General features: G+C 29.2%; 17 protein-coding genes, 1 tRNA gene and 1 riboswitch. Of the genes, 14 read left to right on the forward strand and 4 right to left on the reverse strand.

Features of this window, described 5'->3' with window-relative positions:
• Positions 1-148: 148 nt before the first annotated feature.
• From recD2 to BD821_RS03810, 8 genes are all read left to right on the forward strand, one after another.
• On the forward strand, positions 149-2,383 hold the full coding sequence (gene recD2 / locus BD821_RS03775) for an SF1B family DNA helicase RecD2 (RefSeq protein WP_104409379.1): 2,235 nt from the start codon (positions 149-151) through the stop codon (positions 2,381-2,383).
• 38 nt (positions 2,384-2,421) lie between these two features.
• Complete coding sequence (locus tag BD821_RS03780) at positions 2,422-3,453, forward strand: hypothetical protein (RefSeq protein ID WP_104409380.1); 1,032 nt, start codon at positions 2,422-2,424, stop codon at positions 3,451-3,453.
• Complete coding sequence (locus BD821_RS03785; RefSeq protein WP_104409381.1) at positions 3,426-4,202, forward strand: ComF family protein; 777 nt, start codon at positions 3,426-3,428, stop codon at positions 4,200-4,202. The genes BD821_RS03780 and BD821_RS03785 overlap by 28 nt, the downstream gene beginning before the upstream one ends.
• A 537-nt stretch (positions 4,203-4,739) precedes the next feature.
• On the forward strand, positions 4,740-5,267 hold the full coding sequence (hpf, locus tag BD821_RS03790; RefSeq protein ID WP_104409382.1) for a ribosome hibernation-promoting factor, HPF/YfiA family: 528 nt from the start codon (positions 4,740-4,742) through the stop codon (positions 5,265-5,267).
• Positions 5,268-5,442: 175 nt separating this feature from the next.
• Entirely contained in the window at positions 5,443-7,950 is a 2,508-nt protein-coding gene (gene secA, locus BD821_RS03795; RefSeq protein ID WP_104409383.1) for a preprotein translocase subunit SecA, read from the forward strand.
• An 81-nt stretch (positions 7,951-8,031) separates the two neighbouring features.
• Positions 8,032-9,151 (forward strand): peptide chain release factor 2 gene (gene prfB, locus BD821_RS03800; RefSeq protein WP_104409384.1). Its coding sequence is split into 2 segments (ribosomal slippage): positions 8,032-8,109 and positions 8,111-9,151, totalling 1,119 coding nucleotides; the frame shifts between segments, so codons are not numbered across the junction.
• 32 nt (positions 9,152-9,183) lie between these two features.
• Positions 9,184-11,343 (forward strand): Tex family protein, encoded by a 2,160-nt coding sequence (locus BD821_RS03805; RefSeq protein WP_104409385.1) that lies wholly within the window; start codon positions 9,184-9,186, stop codon positions 11,341-11,343.
• Between the two features lie 55 nt (positions 11,344-11,398).
• Positions 11,399-11,514, forward strand: a riboswitch (FMN riboswitch).
• A gap of 113 nt (positions 11,515-11,627) precedes the next feature.
• On the forward strand, positions 11,628-12,266 hold the full coding sequence (locus tag BD821_RS03810) for an ECF transporter S component (protein ID WP_104409386.1): 639 nt from the start codon (positions 11,628-11,630) through the stop codon (positions 12,264-12,266).
• A 139-nt stretch (positions 12,267-12,405) separates the two neighbouring features.
• Here the strand turns inward: BD821_RS03810 and rimI are convergent, their stop codons facing one another.
• From rimI to tsaE, 3 genes are read right to left on the reverse strand one after another with little or no spacing between them, the layout of a single operon-like run.
• On the reverse strand, positions 12,406-12,852 hold the full coding sequence (rimI, locus tag BD821_RS03815) for a ribosomal protein S18-alanine N-acetyltransferase (RefSeq protein WP_104409387.1): 447 nt from the start codon (positions 12,850-12,852) through the stop codon (positions 12,406-12,408).
• Entirely contained in the window at positions 12,845-13,558 is a 714-nt protein-coding gene (gene tsaB / locus BD821_RS03820) for a tRNA (adenosine(37)-N6)-threonylcarbamoyltransferase complex dimerization subunit type 1 TsaB (protein WP_104409388.1), read from the reverse strand. Before tsaB ends, rimI begins: the two co-directional genes overlap by 8 nt.
• A complete protein-coding gene (gene tsaE / locus BD821_RS03825; RefSeq protein ID WP_104409389.1) occupies positions 13,555-14,016 on the reverse strand; it encodes a tRNA (adenosine(37)-N6)-threonylcarbamoyltransferase complex ATPase subunit type 1 TsaE in 462 nt (153 codons plus the stop codon). Before tsaE ends, tsaB begins: the two co-directional genes overlap by 4 nt.
• A gap of 322 nt (positions 14,017-14,338) precedes the next feature.
• Here tsaE and BD821_RS03830 point away from each other — a divergent pair, with 322 nt between their 5' ends.
• The 3 genes from BD821_RS03830 to BD821_RS03840 all read left to right on the forward strand — a co-directional run bounded on the left by BD821_RS03830 (position 14,339) and on the right by BD821_RS03840 (position 16,426).
• Positions 14,339-15,289 (forward strand): metal ABC transporter substrate-binding protein, encoded by a 951-nt coding sequence (locus BD821_RS03830; RefSeq protein ID WP_104409390.1) that lies wholly within the window; start codon positions 14,339-14,341, stop codon positions 15,287-15,289.
• 89 nt (positions 15,290-15,378) lie between these two features.
• Entirely contained in the window at positions 15,379-15,999 is a 621-nt protein-coding gene (locus BD821_RS03835) for a CBS domain-containing protein (protein ID WP_104409391.1), read from the forward strand.
• 208 nt (positions 16,000-16,207) lie between these two features.
• On the forward strand, positions 16,208-16,426 hold the full coding sequence (locus BD821_RS03840; RefSeq protein ID WP_104409392.1) for a hypothetical protein: 219 nt from the start codon (positions 16,208-16,210) through the stop codon (positions 16,424-16,426).
• 140 nt (positions 16,427-16,566) lie between these two features.
• On the opposite strand, the gene BD821_RS03845 is transcribed toward BD821_RS03840, so the two are convergent.
• Positions 16,567-16,642: transfer RNA gene (locus BD821_RS03845), tRNA-Trp, on the reverse strand.
• Between the two features lie 190 nt (positions 16,643-16,832).
• Here BD821_RS03845 and BD821_RS03850 point away from each other — a divergent pair.
• The 3 genes from BD821_RS03850 (at position 16,833) to BD821_RS03860 (ending at position 24,114) form a co-directional block, all read left to right on the forward strand.
• On the forward strand, positions 16,833-17,990 hold the full coding sequence (locus BD821_RS03850; protein ID WP_104409393.1) for a Y-family DNA polymerase: 1,158 nt from the start codon (positions 16,833-16,835) through the stop codon (positions 17,988-17,990).
• A gap of 170 nt (positions 17,991-18,160) precedes the next feature.
• A complete protein-coding gene (locus BD821_RS03855) occupies positions 18,161-18,961 on the forward strand; it encodes a polysaccharide deacetylase family protein (RefSeq protein ID WP_104409394.1) in 801 nt (266 codons plus the stop codon).
• Between the two features lie 140 nt (positions 18,962-19,101).
• A complete protein-coding gene (locus BD821_RS03860) occupies positions 19,102-24,114 on the forward strand; it encodes a S8 family serine peptidase (protein ID WP_104409395.1) in 5,013 nt (1,670 codons plus the stop codon).
• Positions 24,115-24,225 lie beyond the last annotated feature (111 nt).

Raw genomic sequence — 24,225 nt, forward strand, 5'->3', positions numbered from 1 at the left:
AAAAACAATAAACAGCAATTAATAAATTAGATAACTTGAATTTACGTTTTATTATACTATAATTTTCATTATAACTATTCTTTTAAAATCTTTATTAAGGGTAATTGTGATATAATTACTTTAATTAAGAATTGAGTGAGGAGATTATATGGAAGAAATACAAGTCACTGTAGAAGATATAATATTTAAAAATGAAGATAATGGATATGTGGTTGCAAGAGTAGACGAAAAAGGTGATGATACAGTCATTGTAGGGTGTATACCATATATATCAGAAGGACAAAATTTAAAATTAAAAGGTGAATGGACTTTGCACAAGCAATTTGGTAAGCAATTTAAGGTAAATGAGGCTGAGGAAATATTGCCAAATAGTTTAATTGGAATTGAACGATATTTATCTTCAGGGGTGATACTAGGAATTGGACCTGTTACAGCTAAAAAGATTGTAGATAAATTTGGAGAAAAAACTTTTGAAGTTTTAGAAAATGATATAGATAGGCTTTCTGAAATAGAAGGTATAGGAGAGAAAAAAATAGAACTTATATACGATTCTTACTTTAAGCAAAGAGAAGTGAAAAATATTATGGTGTTTTTACAAACTTATGGTGTAACACCAAATCAATGCATGAAGATATACAAAAGATTTGGAGCCGAGTCTATAAGTATTATAAAAAATAATCCATACATATTAACTGAGGAAGTTTCAGGAATAGGATTTAAATCAGCAGATAAAATAGCTAGAAGTTTAGGTATAGAAATTGATTCAGAGTTTAGAGTTCAAAGCGGAATAAAACATGTAGTAAATCAATTTTGTGCTTTAGGAAATACCTACATGCCAAAAGATGAGCTTATAAAAGGTGCTTCTGAAATATTAACAGTAAAAGAAGAGTTAATAATTAAAAACATATTTGATTGTGTTATTGATGGAAAGGTTAGAGTAGAACTAATAGATGGTGTAGAGTGCGTATTTACATTACCCTATTATTATGCAGAGCTTGGTATAACAAAATCTATGCTTTCCATTGTTTTTTCAAGCTTTGATACTATAGACGTTAATATAGATAAACAAATAAAAGAATTTGAACAAGAAAACAATATGAGTTTTGCTATTTCACAAAAAGAAGCAATAAAAGGTGTAATAGATAATGGTGTGGAAATAATTACTGGGGGTCCTGGAACAGGTAAGACTACTATAATAAAATGTATCATAGATATATTTGATAAAAATGGTATGAGTGTAGTTATGGCGGCTCCAACAGGGAGGGCTGCAAAAAGAATGACAGAGTCAACCGGAAGAGAAGCTAAAACTATTCATAGGTTATTAGAGCTTGGATTTGGATTAAATGATGAAGAAATGGCTTTCTCTAAAGGGGAAGAATCACCTTTAGAGTGTGATGTTATAATCATAGACGAGGCATCCATGATAGATGTGTTACTTATGAATAATCTTTTAAAAGCCTTATCTTTAGGTACTAGACTTATAATAGTAGGAGATGTAGATCAATTACCATCTGTTGGAGCAGGTAATGTGCTTAAAGATCTTATAGAAAGTGAATGTGTAAAGGTGGTAAGATTAAAAGAAATATTTAGGCAAGCAAAAGAAAGTATGATAGTAGTTAATGCTCATAAGATTAATAATGGAGAAATTCCAATATTGAATGATAGGGATAAAGACTTCTTTTTCATAAAGGAAGAAAATAAAGAGAATATTTTAAATACAGTTGTAGAATTAATAAATACAAGGTTACCCAAATATAATGATTCATGGAATAAACAACAGCACATACAGATTTTATCACCTATGAAAAAAGGACCTTTAGGTATTATAAATCTAAATTCTAAATTGCAAGAGGTTCTAAATCCTAAGGCGGAAAATAAAAAGGAAAAAGAATATAGAAGCACAATTTTTAGAGTAGGAGATAAAGTTATGCAAACTAAAAACAACTATTCTTTAAAGTGGATAAGGGTAGATGGATATGGTGACAAAGAAGGACTTGGAGTATTTAATGGAGACATGGGGTTTATTCAAAATATTGACGAAGAAGATAATACTCTAACAGTTATATTTGATGAGGAAAGAGAAGTCATCTATGAAAATATAAATATAGATGAATTAGATTTGGCTTATGCAATAACTATACATAAGAGTCAAGGTAGTGAGTTCCCAGTAGTTATTATGCCTATATTTGTAGGGTCACCTTTGCTTATGAATAGAAATCTATTATATACAGCAATAACAAGGGCTAAAAATTTAGTGGTACTAACAGGTTCTGTTAAAGCACTTAAATATATGGTTCAAAATGACAGAAGCTTTGAGAGATTTTCTTCATTAAAATGGAGGATGAAGGATACAGTTTCTAATGAAATTTTTAATGAACAATAAAGTAGCAAATATATGTTAATAGATTTGGAGGGACATAAATGTCCATATTTAAAGTTTTTAAAAATAAGAATGAATCTATAAAAGATGAACATGCAGATCAAAATGTTATGAACTGGGTAAAGAAAAATAAAAAATACTTAAATGTGGTTTCTATTCCTTACAATAATTCCTTAACATTTCTAGAAATAATACTTGAGCTAATTAAAGAAAATAAAAAGATCTTGTATATAACCAATCAAGATATAAAAGATATTTCATTATTAAAGAAAATAAGGACAATAACTTCATTTAGAAATTATTGCTACTTTAGAGGAAATTATACCAATTTAGAAGATAAGCTTTTAATAATAACTAATTACGATAGTGCATATTTAATGAAGGATAACTTTTATTGTATTATATATGATGATATTAATTGTTACTCAGAATATCAAGCAAAGGATATAAGAGGCCTAATTTATAAAATTAAATCTGAAAAATATATAGTTGCATCTATTGAACCAGTTTTAGAAGAAGGAGATATAATAGAAATTACAAAGAATACAAGGGATATTCCTATAATAGAGCCTAGAATAATTACAACCAAAATAGATACAAATAAGGAAATACCTTATATGATTTATGATTATATGAAATGGTTTGTAAAATCTAGGCGAAAGGTTATATTATATGCACCAGATAACCAAAAGGCAGATAAGATTTATAGACAAATATCAGATTTAAGAGAAGATATAAGAACAAGTATAATACGATACAATGATTCAAATATTAATATAATAAAGAAACGATTAAAGATGAGAGATGAACCTATAATAATAATAATAGATAATATGAATACTTTTCATATGGAAGTCAATAATTTAGATATAATAGTTTATTTTGCAGATGATGAAAGTTATGATTATAAAAAATTAACTTATATATGTGGAAAGGTAGGTATGAAGGAAGGATTTAGCAACTCCGAAGTGATTTTTCTTGCAAATAACCTTACTTTAGATATGGAGAAAGCTAAATCTATAACCAGAAACTTCAATAAGGTAGCATGGGAAAAAGGTTTAATAAATATTTAGATAAAGAAAATTTAAAGACATATAAGACTAGTGAAAATAGTCTAAAAAATTTTATGAAGGATAAAACAAAGGTTTTAGTTGCTTCCTTAAGGTATTTAATTAATTGTAGCTTATCTATTGTGTTTCCAGAAGGCTCATTTTGCTTACTATGCAAAGAAGAAAGATTGCAAGGGTGCTTTTTATGCTATGAATGTAAAAATAAAATAAAATTAAATAAAGAAGCTTTTTGTATAGAAATTAAAGATATGGAGTTAGTATATTATTCAACATCTTATTATTCTCATGAAATCAGAGAATTGTTAATGAAATTTAAGTATAAAAGAGATTTTAATGTTGCACGGTTTTTTGTTTCTAATATTATGCAAATAATAGATTACAATAAAATAAATTTTGATATTATATGTTATGTCCCAGCAAGTAAAGATGGTAAAAATGCTAGAGGTTATGATCAAAGTGAAATATTAGCATGCATAATAAAGGAACAAAGTGGGAAACAAGTAGTTAGGTGTATAAAAAGAAATACAAACACACAAGAACAAAAAACTGTAAGTGTAGAAAATAGGTGGGAAAACTTAAGGACAGCTTTTAAGTTCGATATTAAATATTTAAAAGAAGTTAAAGATAAAGAGATAATACTTATTGATGATGTTGTAACCACAGGCTCTACCTTATATTTTTGTTATAAAGAATTAAAAAATAATGGCGCTAAAGAAATTAATATATTGACTGTTGCAAAAAGTAGGTTATAATATATTATGAAGCTAGGTTTGTGGTTGAAAGTCGATGCCAGTCGCAGGCAAAACGATCCACGTAAGTTAGATAAAATGTCTAATGATCATGGTGCGGCTTAGAGGTTAGTCCTGCCATTTATAAAAAAATGAGAGAATTAGTAGTGAGGGGTTAATTCCTAGTAGCAAAAACTCCAGCAGGCGGGTGTGGGGTCAAAGACCAGGTCAACTAGCTAGATAAAGCCTTTAGTCAATTTTTGACTAAAGGCTTTATTTTTTAAAATTATGTATTAATAAATAATTAAATGAATTATATATTAATGTAAAATATATTTTAGCAGATGCTAATTAAAAGAAATAAGATTTTAATCATAAAGAATATAATGAGATAACAAGAATTTTAAAGATATAAAAGGATAAATCAACATAATATTTTGTTAATTAACACAATAGCCCTTGTTAAATTTCAAAAAAAGTTATAGAATAAATACAAGGACATAAATAAATGTATCTTAATAAAAGTCAAATAATACAACTTAGCAGAGAGGGGCTGGAATTATGAAAATAGTAGTAATGGCCAAAAACATAGAACTTACAAAAGCATTGAAGGAAACAGTGGAAAAGAAACTCTCAAAGCTGGAAAAGTATTTTAATCCAAATGTAGAAGCACGTGCCACATTAAGCGTACAAAAAAACAGACAAACAATTGAGGTAACAATACCGTTTAATGGAATAATACTAAGGGGCGAAGAGTCGACAGATGATTTATATGCTTCCATTGATTTAGTAGTAGATAAATTAGAAAGACAAATTAGAAAGCAGAAAACAAAATTACAAAGAAGAAATACTGGAGATTCTTTGAGGTTTCAATCAATAGTAGCTTATGAAGATAAGGAAGAGGAAGAACCGAGAATAGTTAAAACTAAGCGATTTGCAATAAAACCAATGGGAACAGAAGAAGCGGTTTTACAAATGGAGCTTCTAGCTCATAGTTTCTTTGTATATCAAAATTCAGACACAGAGGAAGTAAATGTAGTCTATAAGAGAAAAGATGGAAATTATGGTTTAATAGAGCCTGAATTTTAAAACTTTAAAATTATAAATAAAAGATTAATGTTTTTATATGGCAGCTCTTTATTATAAAGAGCTGCTATTATTTTAAATATTTTTACTTTTAGAGGTTGGTATTGAAATGTTTACTGATTCAATGATATAATTTAATAATGAGTTATTATAAGAACAGAATTGTGAGGATGAAAGTATGGGATTAATTGATAAGGTATTTGGAAGTTATAGTGAGAGAGAAGTAAAAAGAATCATTCCAATTGTAGATGATATAGAAAAGTTAGAAGAACAAACTAAAAGCTTAAATGATGAAGAACTTAAAGAAAAAACTAATGAGTTCAAATTAAGAATTAAAAATGGTGAAAATCTAAATGATTTACTTCCAGAAGCATTTGCAGTAGTAAGAGAAGCGTCTGTAAGGACCTTAGGAATGCGACATTTTAGAGAACAACTTATAGGAGGAGTAGTTCTTCATCAAGGTAGAATTTCGGAAATGAAGACAGGTGAAGGTAAGACTTTAGTTGCAACACTTCCTGCATACTTAAATGCCTTAAGTGGTGATGGTGTCCACATAATAACAGTAAATGATTATCTTGCAAATAGAGATAAAGAGTGGATGGGACAAATATTTGAATTTTTAGGGCTAAAGGTAGGCGTAATACTACATGGTCTAAGCTCTGAGCAAAGAAGGGAAGCTTATAATTCAGATATAACATATGGTACTAATAATGAGTATGGATTTGATTACCTTAGAGATAATATGGTTATATATAAAGAGGAAAAAGTTCAAAGAAAACTAAACTTTTGTATAGTAGATGAGGTGGATTCTATACTTATTGATGAAGCAAGAACACCCCTTATAATATCTGGCGAAGGAGAAAAATCTACCGAATTTTATAAAGTTGCAGATTACTTTGCAAAAACTTTAATAAAAGAAGAAGATTTTACTGTAGATGAGAAGACAAATTCTACAATTCTTAGCGAAGAGGGAGTTAAAAAAGCTGAAAAGTATTTTAGACTTGAGAACTATGCAGATGCTCAAAATATGGAGATTCAACACCATATTACCCAGGCTTTAAAAGCAAACTATGCAATGAGAAGAGATAAAGATTACATGGTTAAAGATGGGGAAGTAGTAATAGTTGATGAATTTACTGGAAGACTTATGGAAGGTAGAAGATATAGTGATGGGCTTCACCAAGCTATTGAGGCTAAAGAAGGAGTTAAAGTTGAAAAAGAATCTAAAACTCTTGCTACAATAACATTCCAAAATTATTTTAGGATGTATAATAAGTTATCTGGTATGACAGGAACAGCTCAAACTGAAGAAGTAGAATTTAGAGAAATATATGGATTAGATGTTATTGCAATACCTACTCACATGCCAATTAAAAGAGTAGATTACCCAGATACTATATTTAAAAGTGTAAAAGGTAAGTATAATGCAATAATAAAAGATATTGAAGAATCTTATAAATCAGGGCAGCCGGTTTTAGTAGGTACTGCTAGTATAGAAAAATCAGAAGTTTTATCAGCCCTTTTAAAGAAAAGAGGAGTACCGCATCAAGTGTTAAATGCTAAATATCATGAGAGAGAAGCTGACATAGTATCTCATGCAGGAGAAAAAGGATTAGTTACTATAGCTACTAACATGGCAGGTCGTGGTACTGATATTAAGCTAGAAGACGGTGTGCCTGAAATTGGTGGACTTAAGATAATAGGTACAGAAAGACATGAATCAAGGCGTATAGATAACCAACTTAGAGGACGTTCTGGTCGTCAAGGAGATCCTGGATCTACTAGATTTTACCTATCATTAGAAGATGATTTAATGAGAGTTTTTGGTTCAGAAAAATTACAAGGACTAGTAGATAAAATTGGTCTTGGGGAAGATGATCCAATAGAAAGTAAAATGGTTACAAGAGCTATTGAAAATGCTCAAAAAAAGGTTGAAGGAAACAACTTTGATGTTAGAAAGACTCTTCTAGGATATGATGATGTTATGAATCAGCAAAGAGAAATAATTTATAGGCAAAGAACACAGGTTTTAGAAGGCGAAACCTTAAAAGAACAAATTCAAGATATGATAAAAGATGTGATTAATAACGCTGTAGATTCCCATCTATCAGGAGTAGAAGATACATTTAAAGAAGATATTAAAAATCTAATTAATTTTATGGAAGATTTATATGTTCCACATCATTTGGTAAAAGCTGAAGAATTAGAATTATTATCAAATGAAGAAATAAAAGAAAAATACTTATCTATAGCTCATAATATTTATGAAGAAAAAGAAAAAGATTTTGGAAATGAAAGTATGAGAGAGATAGAAAGAGTTATCCTTTTAAGAGTAGTTGATACTAAATGGATGGATCATATTGACAACATGGATCATTTAAAGCAAGGTATAGGATTACGTGCATATAAACAACAAGATCCTACACAAGCATATCAATTTGAAGGAAGCACTATGTTTGAAGAGATGATTTATAACATAAAACATGATACTGTAAGATATTTATTGCAGGTTCAAGCTGAAAGAGCTCCTGAAAGAGAAAAAGTGGTAAAAGAGGTTTCAACTAATTATGAAGATTCCTCAGTAAGAAAAGAACCGATAAAAAAAGAAGAAAAGATTGGACGAAATGATCCATGTAAATGTGGAAGCGGTAAAAAGTACAAAAATTGTTGTGGTAGAGAAGTTTAGCTATAGTATAGATTTGCAACTTTTAAAAAGTTGCAAATCTATATTCATTTAAGAGTGCATTATTTAAAGGGAGATGAAAATATGATTTTACAATTAGAAGAACAATTATCTAAAATTCCACAATTTAAAGAAACTTTAAAAGAAATGGGGGCTTCACTTTGACATCTTAACAACAAAGATAGTTATTGAAGAATATGAACATAAAATGCAAAGCCCAGGATTTTGGAATGATAATATAAAAGCCCAACAGATATCGCAGAAATGTAAGTCTTTAAAAGATCAGTTAGATAAGTATAATTCATTGGTACTACGATTAGAAGATATAGAAGTTTTAGGCAGCTTAATTGGCGAGGAGAAAGATCCTATTATAAAAGAATTTATAGGTGATATAAAACTTTTGGAAAAGGATATTGATAACTTTAGAATAGAAATTTTGCTTTCAGGAGAATATGATAGAAATAATGCTATATTAACGCTTCATGTAGGTGTTGGTGGTAATGATGCTCAAGATTGGACTGAGATGCTTCTTAGAATGTATACGAGATGGATTGAGAACAAGGGGTTTAGCATTGATATAATTGATTATATTAGCGGAGACGAAGCTGGAATTAAAAGTGTTACCCTTAAAGTATCTGGAGAGTTTGCATATGGATATCTTAAAACTGAAAAAGGAATACATAGGCTAGTTAGAATATCTCCATATAATTCTAGTGGTAAAAGACAGACTTCTTTTGCATCTGTAGAAGTACTTCCAGAATTAAAAGAAGACCAAGATATTGATATTAAGCCAGAGGATATAAAACTAGATACCTTTAGAGCAAGTGGTGCTGGAGGACAGTATGTAAATAAAACAGAATCTGCGGTTCGGATAACTCATATACCAACAGGAATAGTTGTTCAATGTCAAAATGAAAGAAGTCAACATTATAATAGGGAAGTGGCATTAAAGGTTTTAAAATCAAAGCTTATAGCATTAAAAGAGCAAGCGCACAAGGAGAAAATTGAAGATTTAACTGGAGAACAAAAAGATATGGGGTGGGGTAGTCAAATAAGATCTTATGTTTTTCATCCCTATAACTTAGTAAAGGATCATAGAACCTTGGTGGAAAGTGGTAATATAGATGCTGTTATGGATGGAGAAATTGATTTATTTATAAATGAATATTTAAAACAAAGTAGTAATGGGAAACTTAAAGAATAAAGATAAACTTATATTAATAATGAGGTGTAGTAATGACAAGTAATATTGAACAAAAACTTGCAAAGGAACTTTCTATAAATGAAAGTCAAGTAATTAGTGTTGTTGAGATGATAGATGAGGGTAATACCGTTCCTTTTATAGCCAGATATAGGAAGGAACGAACTGGGGGATTAGATGATGAGGTGCTTAGAAAATTATCGGAAAGACTGATTTATATAAGAGGACTAGAGGATAAAAAAGAGAATGTTATAAGACTTATCGAAGAGCAGGAAAAGCTTACAGAAGAAATAAGGTTTAGTATTTTAAAATCTGAAACATTAACAGAAGTAGATGATATATATCGGCCTTTCAAAATGAAAAAGAGAACAAGAGCTACTATGGCGGAAGAAAAGGGATTAAAACCCTTAGCACAATTAGTATGGAATGGAAACTTTAAAGGCAATTTTGAAGTTGAGATGGATAAGATGATTGATTTAGAAAAAGGAATAGATTCCAGGGAAACAGCTATTAAAGGAGCTATGGACATAATAAGTGAAGTTATATCTGATAACGCAGAATTTAGAAAGTGGATAAGGTCATATATTCAAAGAGAGGCTATAATAGTAACTAAAGGAAGTTCAGAGGAACCTACACCCTATGAAATGTATTATGATTATAAAGAACCAATAAGGAACATTCCTCCATATAGAATACTTGCTATAAATAGAGGAGAAAAAGAAAAGGTTCTAAGTGTTAAGCTTGATTACATGGTAGAAATAGTTATACAATATTTAGAGGGAAAGTGTATTAAGGGAAATAATATAACGGATAAATATATAAAAGAAAGCGTAAGGGACTCTTATAAGAGGCTCATCTATCCATCTATTGAAAGAGAAATAAGAGCACAGCTTACAGAAATTGCTGAAGAAAGGGCTATAGAAATATTTAAGACTAACCTAAAATCTTTAATTATGCAACCTCCTATAAAAGATAAGGTGGTTATGGGATTTGATCCAGGATTTAGAACTGGATGTAAGGTAGCTGTTTTAGATAAAACAGGAAAGTTTCTAGAAAAGGCTACAGTTTATCCTACAGCACCAAGAAAAGATATAGATGGAACTATAAGTAAATTAAAAGAACTTGTTCTAAAAGAAGATATTGATGTGATATCTTTAGGAAATGGAACGGCTAGTAGAGAATCAGAAGAAGTTATAGCTCTTTTGATAAAAGAATTAAAAGAAGAAAAGGGAAAAGAGCTTTATTATGTTATAGTTTCAGAAGCGGGAGCTTCTGTATATTCAGCATCAAAGCTTGCAGCGGATGAATATCCTAATTTAGATGTAACTATAAGAGGGGCTATATCTATTGGAAGAAGACTTCAAGACCCACTATCGGAATTAGTTAAAATAGACCCAAAGTCTATAGGCGTTGGTCAATATCAACATGATGTAACAGCTAAAAAACTAGATGAATCACTTAAAGGTACAGTAGAGGATGTAGTGAATAAAGTTGGGGTGGATTTAAACATGGCCACACCTTCTCTTTTATCATATATTTCAGGTATTAATGATACTGTAGCACAAAATATAGTTAGTTATAGAGACGAAAAGGGTAAATTTAATAGCAGAAAAGAACTTCTTAAAGTAAAGAGACTAGGTCAAAAAGCGTTTGAACAATGTGCAGGATTTTTAAGGGTTATGGAAAGTAAGGAACCCCTGGATAATACTTCTGTACATCCTGAATCCTATGCATCTGCAAAAAAACTTGTGGATATATTAGGATATAATAAGGATGACTTTAAAAGTGGAAGCTTAAAGGATATAGAACAAAGGGCTGAAAAATTTTCGCTAGAAGAATTAGCAGATAATATAGGCATAGGTAAATTAACTTTAGTTGATATAATAAAAGAACTTAAAAAACCAGGAAGGGATCCTAGAGAAGAACTTCCAAAACCTATGTTAAAAACAGGTATTATGGATATAACACAATTAAAGATAGGAATGCTATTAATAGGTACAGTTAGAAATGTATCAGATTTTGGTGCATTTGTAGATATTGGAGTTCACCAAGATGGTCTAGTCCACAAAAGCCAAATGTCTGATACTTTCGTAAAACATCCCTTAGATATTGTAAAAGTTGGAGATATAATAAATGTAAAAGTAATTGAAATTGATGAAAAAAGAGGTAGAATATCTTTAACTATGAAAATGTAAAATAGACTTGTTATTTAAATAACAGTGTTATATAATGAGATTATAAAATAAAATATATTATCTTCAGGGCGGGGCGAAGATCCCCACCGGCGGTAAAGCCCGCAAGCCTACATGGCATGATTCGGTTAGATTCCGAAGCCGACAGTATAGTCTGGATGGAAGAAGGTAAGCTATCTAAATAGGATAATTGCTTTGCCCTGGCTTTGTGTCAGGGTATTTTTGCATTTAATCAGATAAAGTTAGCATGAGCCCCTTGAGGATACCTAATTTAAGGAGGTATTATCATGAATAAAAAGTTTAATCTTAACAAACAAATTAAAATTACATTACTTGCAGCTATGGCTTTTATACTGATGTATTTTGATTTCCCATTACCATTGTTTCCAGGTTTTTTAAAGATAGATTTAAGTGATCTACCAGCTCTAATAGGAGCATTTGCTTTAGGACCTGTAGAAGGAATTGTAATAGAACTTTTAAAAAACATACTTCATGTGTTATTTAAGGGGACTCAGACAGCTTTAGTAGGAGAATTTGCAAACTTTATAGTAGGCTCAGTGTTAGTGTTTATTTCAGGATATATATATAAAAGAAATAAAAATAAAAAGGGAGCTGTTGTGGGGTTAGTATGTGGAGTTTTAGCAATGACCACAGTAGCATCATTAATAAATTACTTTGTATTGATACCAACCTATGCAAAGGTGTTTAAATTACCTTTAGATACACTAATAGGTATGGGAACAAAACTTAATGGAAATATAATAGATTTAAAAACCTTTATAATTTGGTCTGTAGTACCGTTTAATTTATTAAAGGGGATATTAGTATCACTAGTTACTCTTGGAGTATACAAAAATGTATCTTCACTTGTTCATAAAGAAGAGGTAATCTTAGAGAAAAAGAAATATTCAAAAGAAAATATTTAATGAATAAGAGATAAAAGAACTTTAAATTAACATAAAAAGGCCAGCGTTATGCTAGCCTTTTTATGTTATAGTGCAATAAATCACTAATTATAAAGAGTTTTGTAGGTTTAATGGGTATGCTTAAATTAGATACTATAATCTAAAAGTTTCTTTTCCATAATATAAGGGCATCTTCACCATTATCCTCATAATACCTTTTTCGTCTTCCTTCTTCTTTGAAATCAAACTTGTTATATAATGATATGGCTACAACATTTGAGGCACGTACCTCTAAAGTCATAGAAGATATAAAGTGAGGTTTACCTAAATCTATAAGAGACTTTAATATTAACTCGCCAATTCCAAGACCTCGAAAGCTTGGATGTACTGCTATGTTGGTTATATGAGATTCGTCAATAATGATCCAAGTGCCTCCAAAACCAACAATAACGTCATCAGATTTTGCTACCACATAATAAGAAAAGTTATTTTCAAGCTCAGTTAAAAATGACTCTCTGCTCCATGAAATAGGAAAACTTAAAAAACTAATAGCTAAAACATCATCTATATCTTCATAGGTCATAGGAGAAATCTTTATATTACTCATGACCTAGAAACAACTGTTTTTCATCATATTCTCTTTCAGCTTGAGATTTTATAAGGTACACAGGAGCAGAGTTGTTTATATCATCATTTTCACCATTGCTTAATTTATTAATACCTATAACACCTAATGAAGCTGCTCTTATATAATTAAGATCAGAAGGGGCAAATATAACTTTAGGTAGTTGAGTCATTAATTTATCCTTGTGCAAACTTGTAGCATCTCCTACAAAACAAACTTCCTTATTATAAGTCTTTAAGTGAATTATTAATTCATCTATAGATAGGGAAGCATAATCCATGATTTGAATAAGAGTTTCATTTTCATATTTATATAGACTAGTATAAACGTTATCTCTAAGTGCATCCATAATTGGACATATAATACCAGAGAAACCGTATATATTACGAGCTAATGCGTCTAAGGAAGATACTGAAATAAAAGGTTTGTTTGATGAAAAGCTTAAACCTTTTATAGTTGCCATTCCAATTCTAAGCCCTGTAAAAGAGCCTGGACCTTTTGATATAACGAATCCATCTATTTCAGATATATCTAATGAAATACTGTTTAATAAAGTATCTATCATGGTTAGTAGTAATACTGAATGTTGTTTTTTATAATTAAAATTTATTTCTCCAAGCAATTTATTATCTTCTAAAATTGCAACACTAGCTGTTGAACTAGATGAGTCTACGCTAAGTACCTTCATATTTTAATCTCCTTTATATAATTATACCTGTCTCCATTAGATATAATTTCAATATTTCTTACATCTTCGCCTAAGTCATTAAGTTTAGATAATACTATTCTTAAATGTTCTTTTGGTATAAGAGCTTTTATATAGTCAGCCCATTCGATAACACTTACTGCGTTATCAAATATATACTCATCAAAGCCTAACTCATAAATTTCATCAGGATCATTGACTCTATATACATCAAAATGATATAACTTTAATCTTCCGCTATCATACTCATTTACAATAGTAAAGGTAGGACTAGTAATATGATCTTTAATACCTAATCCCTTAGCTATACCCTTAGAAAGGTGGGTTTTGCCAACACCTAAATCACCTACTACACATATAATATCTCCAGCGCTACAAAGATTACCTATTTGCTCGCCTATATTTAAAGTTTCTTCTACATTATTTACAATAAAATTCATAAAAATGGTGATATAATCACCGTCACCTCCTAAAAGTAAAATTAAACATACATGAATATTTTATATCAAAAGACATGAAAAAGAAAGAGGTGTAATATCTATATAATATATTATATAGATATTAGGAAGTTTAATATGAACATATGAAATGTATATTACCACATTGTATAAGAAGATAAAATGATTTTTGTATCTTTATTTAATAAGTTAACGTATAATTAGTGTGTATAAAAGATTATTTAAATCACAACACTAATAAAAGGAATATATAAGTTAGTTTATATATTTTAAAAAATACTATATCTTTTGAGGTGAAAAATTGATGAAAAAATTCATATATGGAATAGTTACTATTAATGTAATAGTAATAGTAATCTTTGCTGCTACTTATAGATTTGGAATAGTTAAGAGTTCAGCAATTGTTGGAGAAACAGAAAGTAGTGAAAAGTATTTAAATATTGTTGTTACAAGCAAGCCTCTTTATTATATTGTAAAAGATATAACCGGTGATAAACATAATGTTGAATATATGTTTAAAACCGAACAAGACATATTGGAATATAATTATACCGAAGACTCAATAAATAATATAGAAAAAAAAGATTTGTTTTTTTATAATGGAGCTAATTTAGAACCTTGGATTGATGTATTCACAGCTAAACTAAAAAAGGATAAATTATCAACAATAAATGTTTCAAGAGGGGTAAAACTAAATTTACTTGATAATCCTAGAAAATATGGTGATAAAGAAATAAAAGAAAATCCTTATTATTTGCTGGGTATAGAGGAATATAAAATAGCATTATCTAATATAAAAAATTCCATAGAAGAAAAGGACCCTGTTAATAGACAATTTTATGAAAAGAATTATGAAAAGAAATTAAAAGAAATTTCTATAGTGGAAGAAGAAATGAAAGAAGCAATCGGTAAACTAAATACTTATTCAATAATTGTAAGTAGCGATGAATTTGATTATGGATTAAATTCCTTTAATTTAACTAATGTTAGATTAAAAAGGTTTGATAAAAATATTTCGGATAGTATACTAAAAGATCAAAAAGCTATAATTATTTTAGAAAAAAGTGATTCATCAAATGAAGATATTCAATCTACAATAAAAAATAATAATTCTCAAATAATTTATCTGGAAAAATACAATGGAGATAAAGATTATCTAAATGTAATAAAAGATAATATGAAAATCATTAAAGACGCTAAAAATATCAAAGATGTTAAGGAACATACTTTAGATATAAATGATTTAAAGAAATAGTTTGAATTTATAGAATGTTTTAATGTATAATAACTATATATTACTAATTCTTAAATTTTATGATAATTGACTTAAAAGGAGATGGGGAAATGTTAGTAAAAAACATAATGTTGGCTAAAGAAAAATTAATTACAGTGAGTCCTAAAATTACAATTGGTCAGGCTCTTGAAATTATGAGTGAAAATAAGTTTTTATCTTTACCAGTAGTAGAAGGCGACAAGTTTTATGGAGCAATATCCAAGGATAGGATTTATGAATTTTATTATGAAAAATGCGAAGATAAACAATGCTTTTTGTCTGATTTTAATGTAGAAGTGGTTATGAGAAAAGATATACCAACAATATCACCTGTTGAGGAGATGGAAAAAGCAGTATACTTTTTAGAAATAATGAATATATCCTTTGTTGCTGTTATAAACGATAAAGGAGATTTCGAGGGTATATTAACCCATCATGCAGTATTTGAACAGTTTACATTATTGTTTGGGTTAAATAAAGGACAAAGATTAGCTGTTATGGCTTATGATGTTCCAGGACAAATTTCAAAACTTTCAAATGTACTTGCAGAAAATAATGCAGACATAATAAGCTTTGTAGTTGTAGATCCAAAAAGCGTCATAGATGTTATGGAAATTGTTGTGAGAATGAGAACTGACAATTTTGAACTTATAGAAGAAAAGGTAAAAGACTTAGGCTTCAAAATAATATAACTATAAATTAAAAAGCCATCAGTAAATTCTGATGGCTTTTTAATTGTATATAAAACGATTATTTTGTCAACAAATGAAACCTTCATTCATAATATATAATATGAAACATTAATTGTACTTAAGGAGTAATAATAATTATAAATAAGTGCATTTATTTGATTCGTAATTATTATATATTCCTTGAAATATATAAAGGGAGAATATGTGTATGAGGAATGAAGAGATAATAAGGCAACTTTGCAATGATCCTGAAGGAATACGGTATATAGAGAACTTGATAATAAATCAAAATATATCAATAAGAGGCAGTGGATGTAATCATAGATGTCACAAATGTAATTGTCAAAATAATTGTAATGATGATTTTGATAGTTGGATTATATTGCTACTACTCTTTTGTGGGTGTGGGTTTGGATTCTTCTTTTAGTTACCTTAGAATAAATTAACTATAATATATTAAGAGTTGCAAATTTATATTAATAAGCATTATAAAATATAGAATTAATATGAATATAAATAAATAATAAAAAAAGCTTATGAACATTTATGTTCATAAGCTTTTTATTCTGGCAGGGGTAGTAGGGCTCGAACCTACGACCAACGGTTTTGGAGACCGCTACTCTACCAATTGAGCTATACCCCTAAGCAACAATTAGAATTATACCGTATATTAAAAGATAATGCAATAGTTTTTTTATAGGATACATTAATTAATTTCATTAAGTATTAATTAGCTACAGGAAATTACAAAAGAAACAAAGGTTCTTAAATATCAAAAGCTTTAATGATATAATCATAATAAAAAATATTAATATAAATATAGGAGTTGTGATATGGAAAAGATAATATTTCATATAGATGTTAATTCAGCTTATTTATCTTGGAGTGCAGCAGATAAACTTAAAAATGGAGAAAAATTAGATATAAGGCTTGTACCATCTGTAATAGGAGGAGATGAAAACAGTAGAAGAGGAGTGGTTTTAGCTAAGTCAGATAAAGCAAAATATTACGGAATAATCACCGGTGAAAGTTTATATTCGGCTAGAAAAAAGTGCAATGATTTAATTGTAATTCCTCCCAACTTTAAAATTTATGAAGAATATAGTAAAAATATGTTTGAATTTTTACATAATTACACTCCTTATATCCAAAAATATTCTATAGATGAATGCTTTTTAGACATGGGCCTTAATAAAAGGGAAGATGCTTTAAAATTAGCTGAAATAATAAGAAAGGAAATAAAAGAAAAATTTAATTTTACAGTAAGTATTGGTGTAGCTACAAATAAATTATTAGCAAAGATGGCATCTGAACTAAAGAAGCCTGATAAGGTTAATACAATATTTAAAGAAGAAATAGAAATGAAGTTATGGCATCTTCCTGTAGAAGAATTATTTATGGTAGGTAAAAGTGCAAAAAAAACCTTGAATTTAATGTACATATATACCATAGGGGAGCTAGCTACTAGTGATAAAGCCTTAATTAAGGATAAATTAAAGAGTATGGGAGAACTTATATGGAACTATGCAAATGGAATAGATTTTAGCAAAGTAGAATATGATGAAGAAGATATTAAAAATATTAGTAATGAAACTACATTAGCTACAGACTTATTGCATAGAGAAAAGGCTCATAGGGTAATTTTAGAGTTATCGGATAAGGTTTCATATAGATTAAGGAAAAATAATAAATATTGTTATTCCATAGGTATAAATATAAAAACCAATGAATTCAAAAGCTATTCTCATCAAAAAAAGATATTAAATCCAACCAATTCAACAAAAATAATATATAAGATAGCAACAGAACTTTTCGACAAGTGTTGGAAGGGGGAACCAATTAGACTTTTAGGTATAAATTTAAGTAATTTGACAGATACTTATATAGAACAACTTAGTTTACTTTCATTAAAAGATGATAACGAAAGGAAAGCTAAAGGCAATGTGGATTCAGTTTTAGATGCTATGAGAGAAAAGTATGGGAAAATATAGGACTATTAATCTGAAATTATAAAAAATGTGCAAGAATATGTCAAACGAAAAATATTCAAACATGTTGATTATAGTGATATAATTTAAGGAAATATTGAAAATTCAGAATTAAGTGTCAATATAACCATATGTATATAAGTTTATAGATATGATTATTAAGAGGTAATGATATGAAGCGTAATTTGATACATGTTATATTTTTAATTTCGATATATATAATAAGTACTATATTAGGTATCTACTTGTTTTCTTATAAATCAAGCAAAGTAGAGCAAAGAAATAGTGTAGTAGTAGAAGATAATGAGGCTAGATCTAAAAAGGCTAAAGTTATGGATGAATCATATGAAAAAGAAAAATTAAATAGTGAAAAAGATACAATTTCAGATCATCATAAAATTGCATATTTAACTTTTGATGATGGTCCAAGTAGCAATATAACACCTAAGATTTTAGATATATTAGAAGAAAATCATATTAATGCTACATTCTTTATAACAGGGGAAAGAGCAAAAAGTAATAAAGAAATAATTAAAGATATAAGATTAAAAAAACATTCAATCGGCAATCATTCTTATACTCATGATTTTAATATAGTTTATTCATCAAAAGAGAACTTTACAAATGAAGTAGAAAGTACAGAGAGAGTTTTAAAGGATATCTTAGGAGAAGATTATAAAAGCGACTTTTTCAGGTTTCCAGGGGGATCCTTTGAAGATTACAAAGATGCATATAAAGATATATTAAAGAATATGAATATTAAATATATAGATTGGAATGCGCTAAATGGTGATTCTGAATATAACAATGTACCAGTAGAAGCCCAGCTGCAAAAAATCAAGGAGACTGTTTCAAATAAAGATAGGGTAATAATACTTTTGCATGACTCATCCTCCAAAGAAACAACTGTAGAGGCGTTACCAGAGATAATTAAGTATTTAAAGGAAGAAAACTTTAAATTTATAGGACTTTAATTTTAAAGAGTAAATACAACTTTTAATAAATGAATATTAATTTAATTAGAATTTTAAGTTTATTGTAGAGCTAATAATGATAAAAACTATATTTATTTATAGTTATTATAAAATCTATTTTATAAGAGGGGGACGATTTAGTGAAAAAAGAATTTAGAAAGAGTATGTCAAAGTTTTTAACTATTGCATTTTCATTATCCCTAGTCTTTAGTAGTTCTAGCAAAGTAGGGGCACAGACTCAAGAAAATATGGCTTTGAGTACGGAGCAGATTGCAAGTATGCAAAGCCAACTAAAAGAACTTGCATCTGAGGATAAAAGGAAGATAGAATTACATGAAGAAGATCCGGAGGAAGTTATAAGAATTATAGTAGAACTAGATGAAAAACCTGCAGCTGAGAGAATGCCACAAGGTATTGAGGCATCAACGGAGATTATTAATGAAGTAAAAGAGGCTCAAAAAGAAACTAAAGATGAAGCAGAAAAGCTTGAGGGAGCAGAAATAAGACATAGCTATGGAAACCTTGTTAATGGATTTAGTATGAATGTTAAACGTAAAGAAATAGAAGATTTAAAAGAATTAGATGGAGTAAAGAGTGTAAAAGAAGCCAACCGTTATGAACCACAAATAAATTATGCTAAAGGGTTAACACAGGCTTTTGATGCATGGACGAAATATAACATCAAAGGGCAAGGAATGCTAGTATCAATAATTGATACAGGAATTGATAATAATCATAAAGATTTAAAGGATCCAAAGGATAGTTCTAAATTAAAGTTAAATAAAGATAAGGCAGAAGAAATAAAAAATAATAATATATTAAAGGCTGGAAAGGGTACTAAGACGTATTTCAGTGATAAGATACCCTTTGGATATAATTACGCAGATAAAAACAGCAATATAATAGATGAAAGATCAGATGGCGGTCATGGTATGCATGTGGCAGGAATTGTAGGTGCAGATGGTAATGAAGAAGAGATAAAACTTGGACAAGCAGTTCAAGGAGTTGCACCTGAGACACAATTACTTGCTATGAAAGCTTTTTCTAATGGACCTGGAGGTAAATATGCATTTAGTGATGATATAGTTGCAGCTATAGAAGACTCAGCTACATTAGGCGCTGATGTAATTAACATGAGTTTAGGGTCTGTATCTGGATTCCAAGATGATGATGATGCAGAGCAAAGAGCCATAAAAAATGCTACAGAAAAAGGCGTAATGGTAGTTGTTTCAGCTGGAAACTCTAGCTACTCTACAGCACCATATAGAGATAAAAATATGAAGGATATATCTACAGTTGGGGCACCAGCTTTAGCAAAAGATGCATTAATGGTTGCAAACTTTCAAAATCAAAATGTTACATCTTATGCTACATCATTTTTAGATTCAAATGGAAAAGAATTTTTAAAGACTGCATATAGTGAACATACTTTTAAATTTGAAGATAATAAAGAATTAAGTCTTGTAAGTTGTGGAGTTGGAAAACCTGAAGACTTTGTAGGCAAAGAATTAAAAGATAAAGTTGCACTGATAGAAAGAGGAGATTTAGCCTTTACAGAAAAGATAATTAATGCTCAAAAGGCAGGAGCATGTGGAGTCGTAATGTTTAATACTAGTGCGGGTGGAGAGGCTTTAATTAATATGGCTACTGAAGGAAGTATAACTATACCTGCCATATTTGTTGGAAATAAAGCAGGAGCAGAAGCAACTAAAAGATTGAAAAATAAAGAAGATGTTAAATTTAAATTCACAGGAGATACAATAAGTGGAGAAAATCCTAATTCAGGAGACTATGATGATAGCACATCTTGGGGTACAGCTCCTAACTTAGATTTTAAACCTCAAATTGCTGGACCAGGTGGAAATATATTCTCTACAGTTAATAATAATAGATACGAAACTATGAGTGGTACATCAATGTCAGCACCACATGTATCAGGAGGTATGGCATTAATATTAGAATCCATAAAAGAATACGATAAAGATCTTAAAGGAAGAGAACTAGTAGATTATGCAAAAAATGTTGCAATGAACACTTCAGTAGTTAAAAATGATAAGGGTGGAGTTCCTTTTTCACCAAGAAGACAAGGAGCGGGATTAATTCAAATATCAGATGCTATAAAAAATAAAGTTACTGCTACTTATAATGGGGTTGGATCTGTAGCATTAAAAGAGATACAAGGTAAAAATATTAGTTTCAATATTGATTTAAATAATCATGGTGATAAAGATGTTACTTATTCTTTAGATAAGATAGGGGGAATTTTATCTCAAGAAGATAAGGATGCTTCAGGAGAAATGGCTAGAGATATAATCCTTTCAAAAGATGATGCAGATATAACCTTTGATAAAAAAGAGGTTACAGTTAAAGCAAAAGGTACTGAAAAGGTTAATGTAACTATAAATATAGGTGATAATCTAAGTACAGAAAGATTTTTAGAAGGATATTTGCAATTAAAATCAACTGATTCAGATCAACCTTCACTGGTTGTACCTTACATGGGATACTATGGAGATTGGGCTAAGGAGAGAATAATAAATTACGGAGATTGGGAAGAATCAGATAGTTTGATGGCTCAAATAGATGACGCTTCTCTAACAGCTCTTATGGCCACATATAAAGGTGATAAAGTGAATATATTAGGTGATAATCCAGAAGACTTTGCAATATCCCCTAATGGAGATAATTACTGTGAAGAGGTTATACCATATTTATATTTCCTTAGAAATGCAAAGAAGGTTGTAAGTGAAGTTGAAGATGAAAATGGAAATGTAGTAGTAAAAGCAGGTGAGATGGATGACGTAAGGAAACAAGTTTATAATAACTCTAATAATTCAGGGAAATCACCATCACTTAGAAATGATTTATCTTGGAATGGAATGGTGTACAATAAATCTAAAGGTGAGAACGAGGCTGTTAAAGAAGGCATATATAAATTATCAATAAAGTCCTATGTAGATTTAGATAATAAAGAGCCACAAAAGTTTGAAGTACCAATTAAAGTGGATATAACAGCCCCGGAAATTAAAGTTATATCATCTGAAATAGAGGGAGAAGACTTAGTAATTAAATGGAATGCAAAAGATAACTTAGCAGGTATTTTAAATAGTGCTATATTTATAGGTGATGATATTAAAAAAGATGCTAAGATAATTGATGAAGGTAAAGAACTGTATTCTGTAAAACTTAAGGCTAAGGAAGTTAAAGATAAACAAGTATCTATAGTAGTTATGGACAAGGCTTACAATCTAGCATCTGTTAACGCAGTTGTAGAGAAGATAGAAGAATCTATAATAGAATTTAACAATAAAGACTTTGCAGCGGGAAGTATGGATGCATCAGAAAAATCATTAAATAAAGAGGGTATGCTAGAAATAAGTGGCAAAGTATCATATCCAATTAAATCCTTTAAAATTGATGATAAAGATGTACAGGTAAATAAAGACTTAACATTTAACTTCTTAAAAGATAGCAAGGAACTTAAACAAGGAATAAATTATATACACGTTTATGCAAAAGGGATGGATGGAAACATAGCTAAAGTTAAGCAAGAAGACGGATCAGCAATACCAGCAAATAATTATGCAACAAAAATATACTTTGATTCAGAAGATCCAATAATTAATTTAACATCACCTTTTAGTGATGGTAAGGGGAATATATTTATTAATTCAGAAGAACTTATATTAAAAGGAATAGTTTCAGATAGTGGGATGGGATATAAGTTTTATATTAACGGAGAAATTGAAAAACAGGTACAAGCTGAAGTTAACTATGGTCATGAATATACAGCTTACGAGTTTAATAAAAAGGTTCAAGTGGAAAATGGAGATATAATGACATTAAAGGCTGTGGACTTATCTGGACATACTACTATTCTTAAATATAAAGTTAATATAGATAAAGAAAAGCCTATAGTAACTATAGAAGGTGTAGAAAATGGAAAGATTTATAATGAAAATATTAAGCCAGAAATAAAGATGAATAAAGAAGGAACTATAAAATCAACACTAAATGGAAAAGAATATAATAATGAAGAAATATCAGAAGAAGGAAAATATGAATTAATAGTGAGAGCTATTGATAATTCAGGAAATGAAGTTGAATCTATAATTAAGTTTTCTATAGACAAGACAGCACCAGTTATAGATGTTAAAGGTGTGGAAGATGGTAAAACTTACAATATGTCTGTTATGCCTAAGATAACATCAGATGATAAAGATGCAACAATTAAATATATCCTAGATGGTAAGGAATATGATGGTATAGAGCCAATAAGAAGTAATGGTGAGCATAAGTTAGATATAGAAGCAAAAGATTTAGCAGGAAATATATCTAAGAGCAGCGTGAAATTTGAAATAGGTACTATTATTAATAAAGGTGATGACCAAGTTTTAGTTATTAAAGATAGATTACAGTATTCAGATGGAAATGTAGTTGAATTTATACTAAAAGATATAAGCACAATATCAAAAGAAGTCTTTGAAGCTGTAAAGGGTGGAGACAAGGTAATGGTATTTAAATTGGACTCTAAAGATGCTAAAATTAAGTGGCAATTTGATACAAAGGATATTACATCTATAGACAAAGATTTGGATATAAGTTTAAATGAAATTAGTCCTAATAAAGATTCTATATCTGCATTAGATGAAAAAGCTCAAATTATATCATTTAAGCATAATGGAAAGTTACCTTGCTTAACAAAGGTGACAATGGGTATAGATAAAGAAAAGGTAGATTTAACAAAAGATGTGTATGCTTATTATTTCAATGAAACTACAAATAAAGCAGAACTATATTCAGAAGATTTAAAAGTATTTAATAAAGATAATGAAGATTATCTAGAATTAAACTTAGAGCATTGTAGCGACTACTTCTTATCAAATTTGGATTCAAAAACTATTATTAAACCAGAAGTAGATAAAGATAACGATAAAGACAAAGACAAAGACAAAGATAAGGATAAGGATAAGGACAAGGACAAAGACAAAGAAAGTACCAACAATAACAATAATCCTAAAGAAAATATAAATTCAAAATCTAAACTTGTAAAAACAGGATCCATGGTTAATACAAGCTCTATGATGTCTTTTGGAACTTTGTTATGCGGACTTGGATATGTTATGAGTAAAAAAGGCAAGAAAAACAAATAATAATAAATTAAGAGATTTTATAAAATTAAAAATTACAGTTAAAAAGAAGCTATAAGTATATATATAGCTTCTTTTTCTTATTAGTTTTAATACTTACAGTATAGCAACATA

Source organism: Clostridium algidicarnis DSM 15099 (assembly GCF_002934235.1).
Lineage (GTDB): Bacteria > Bacillota > Clostridia > Clostridiales > Clostridiaceae > Clostridium_L > Clostridium_L algidicarnis.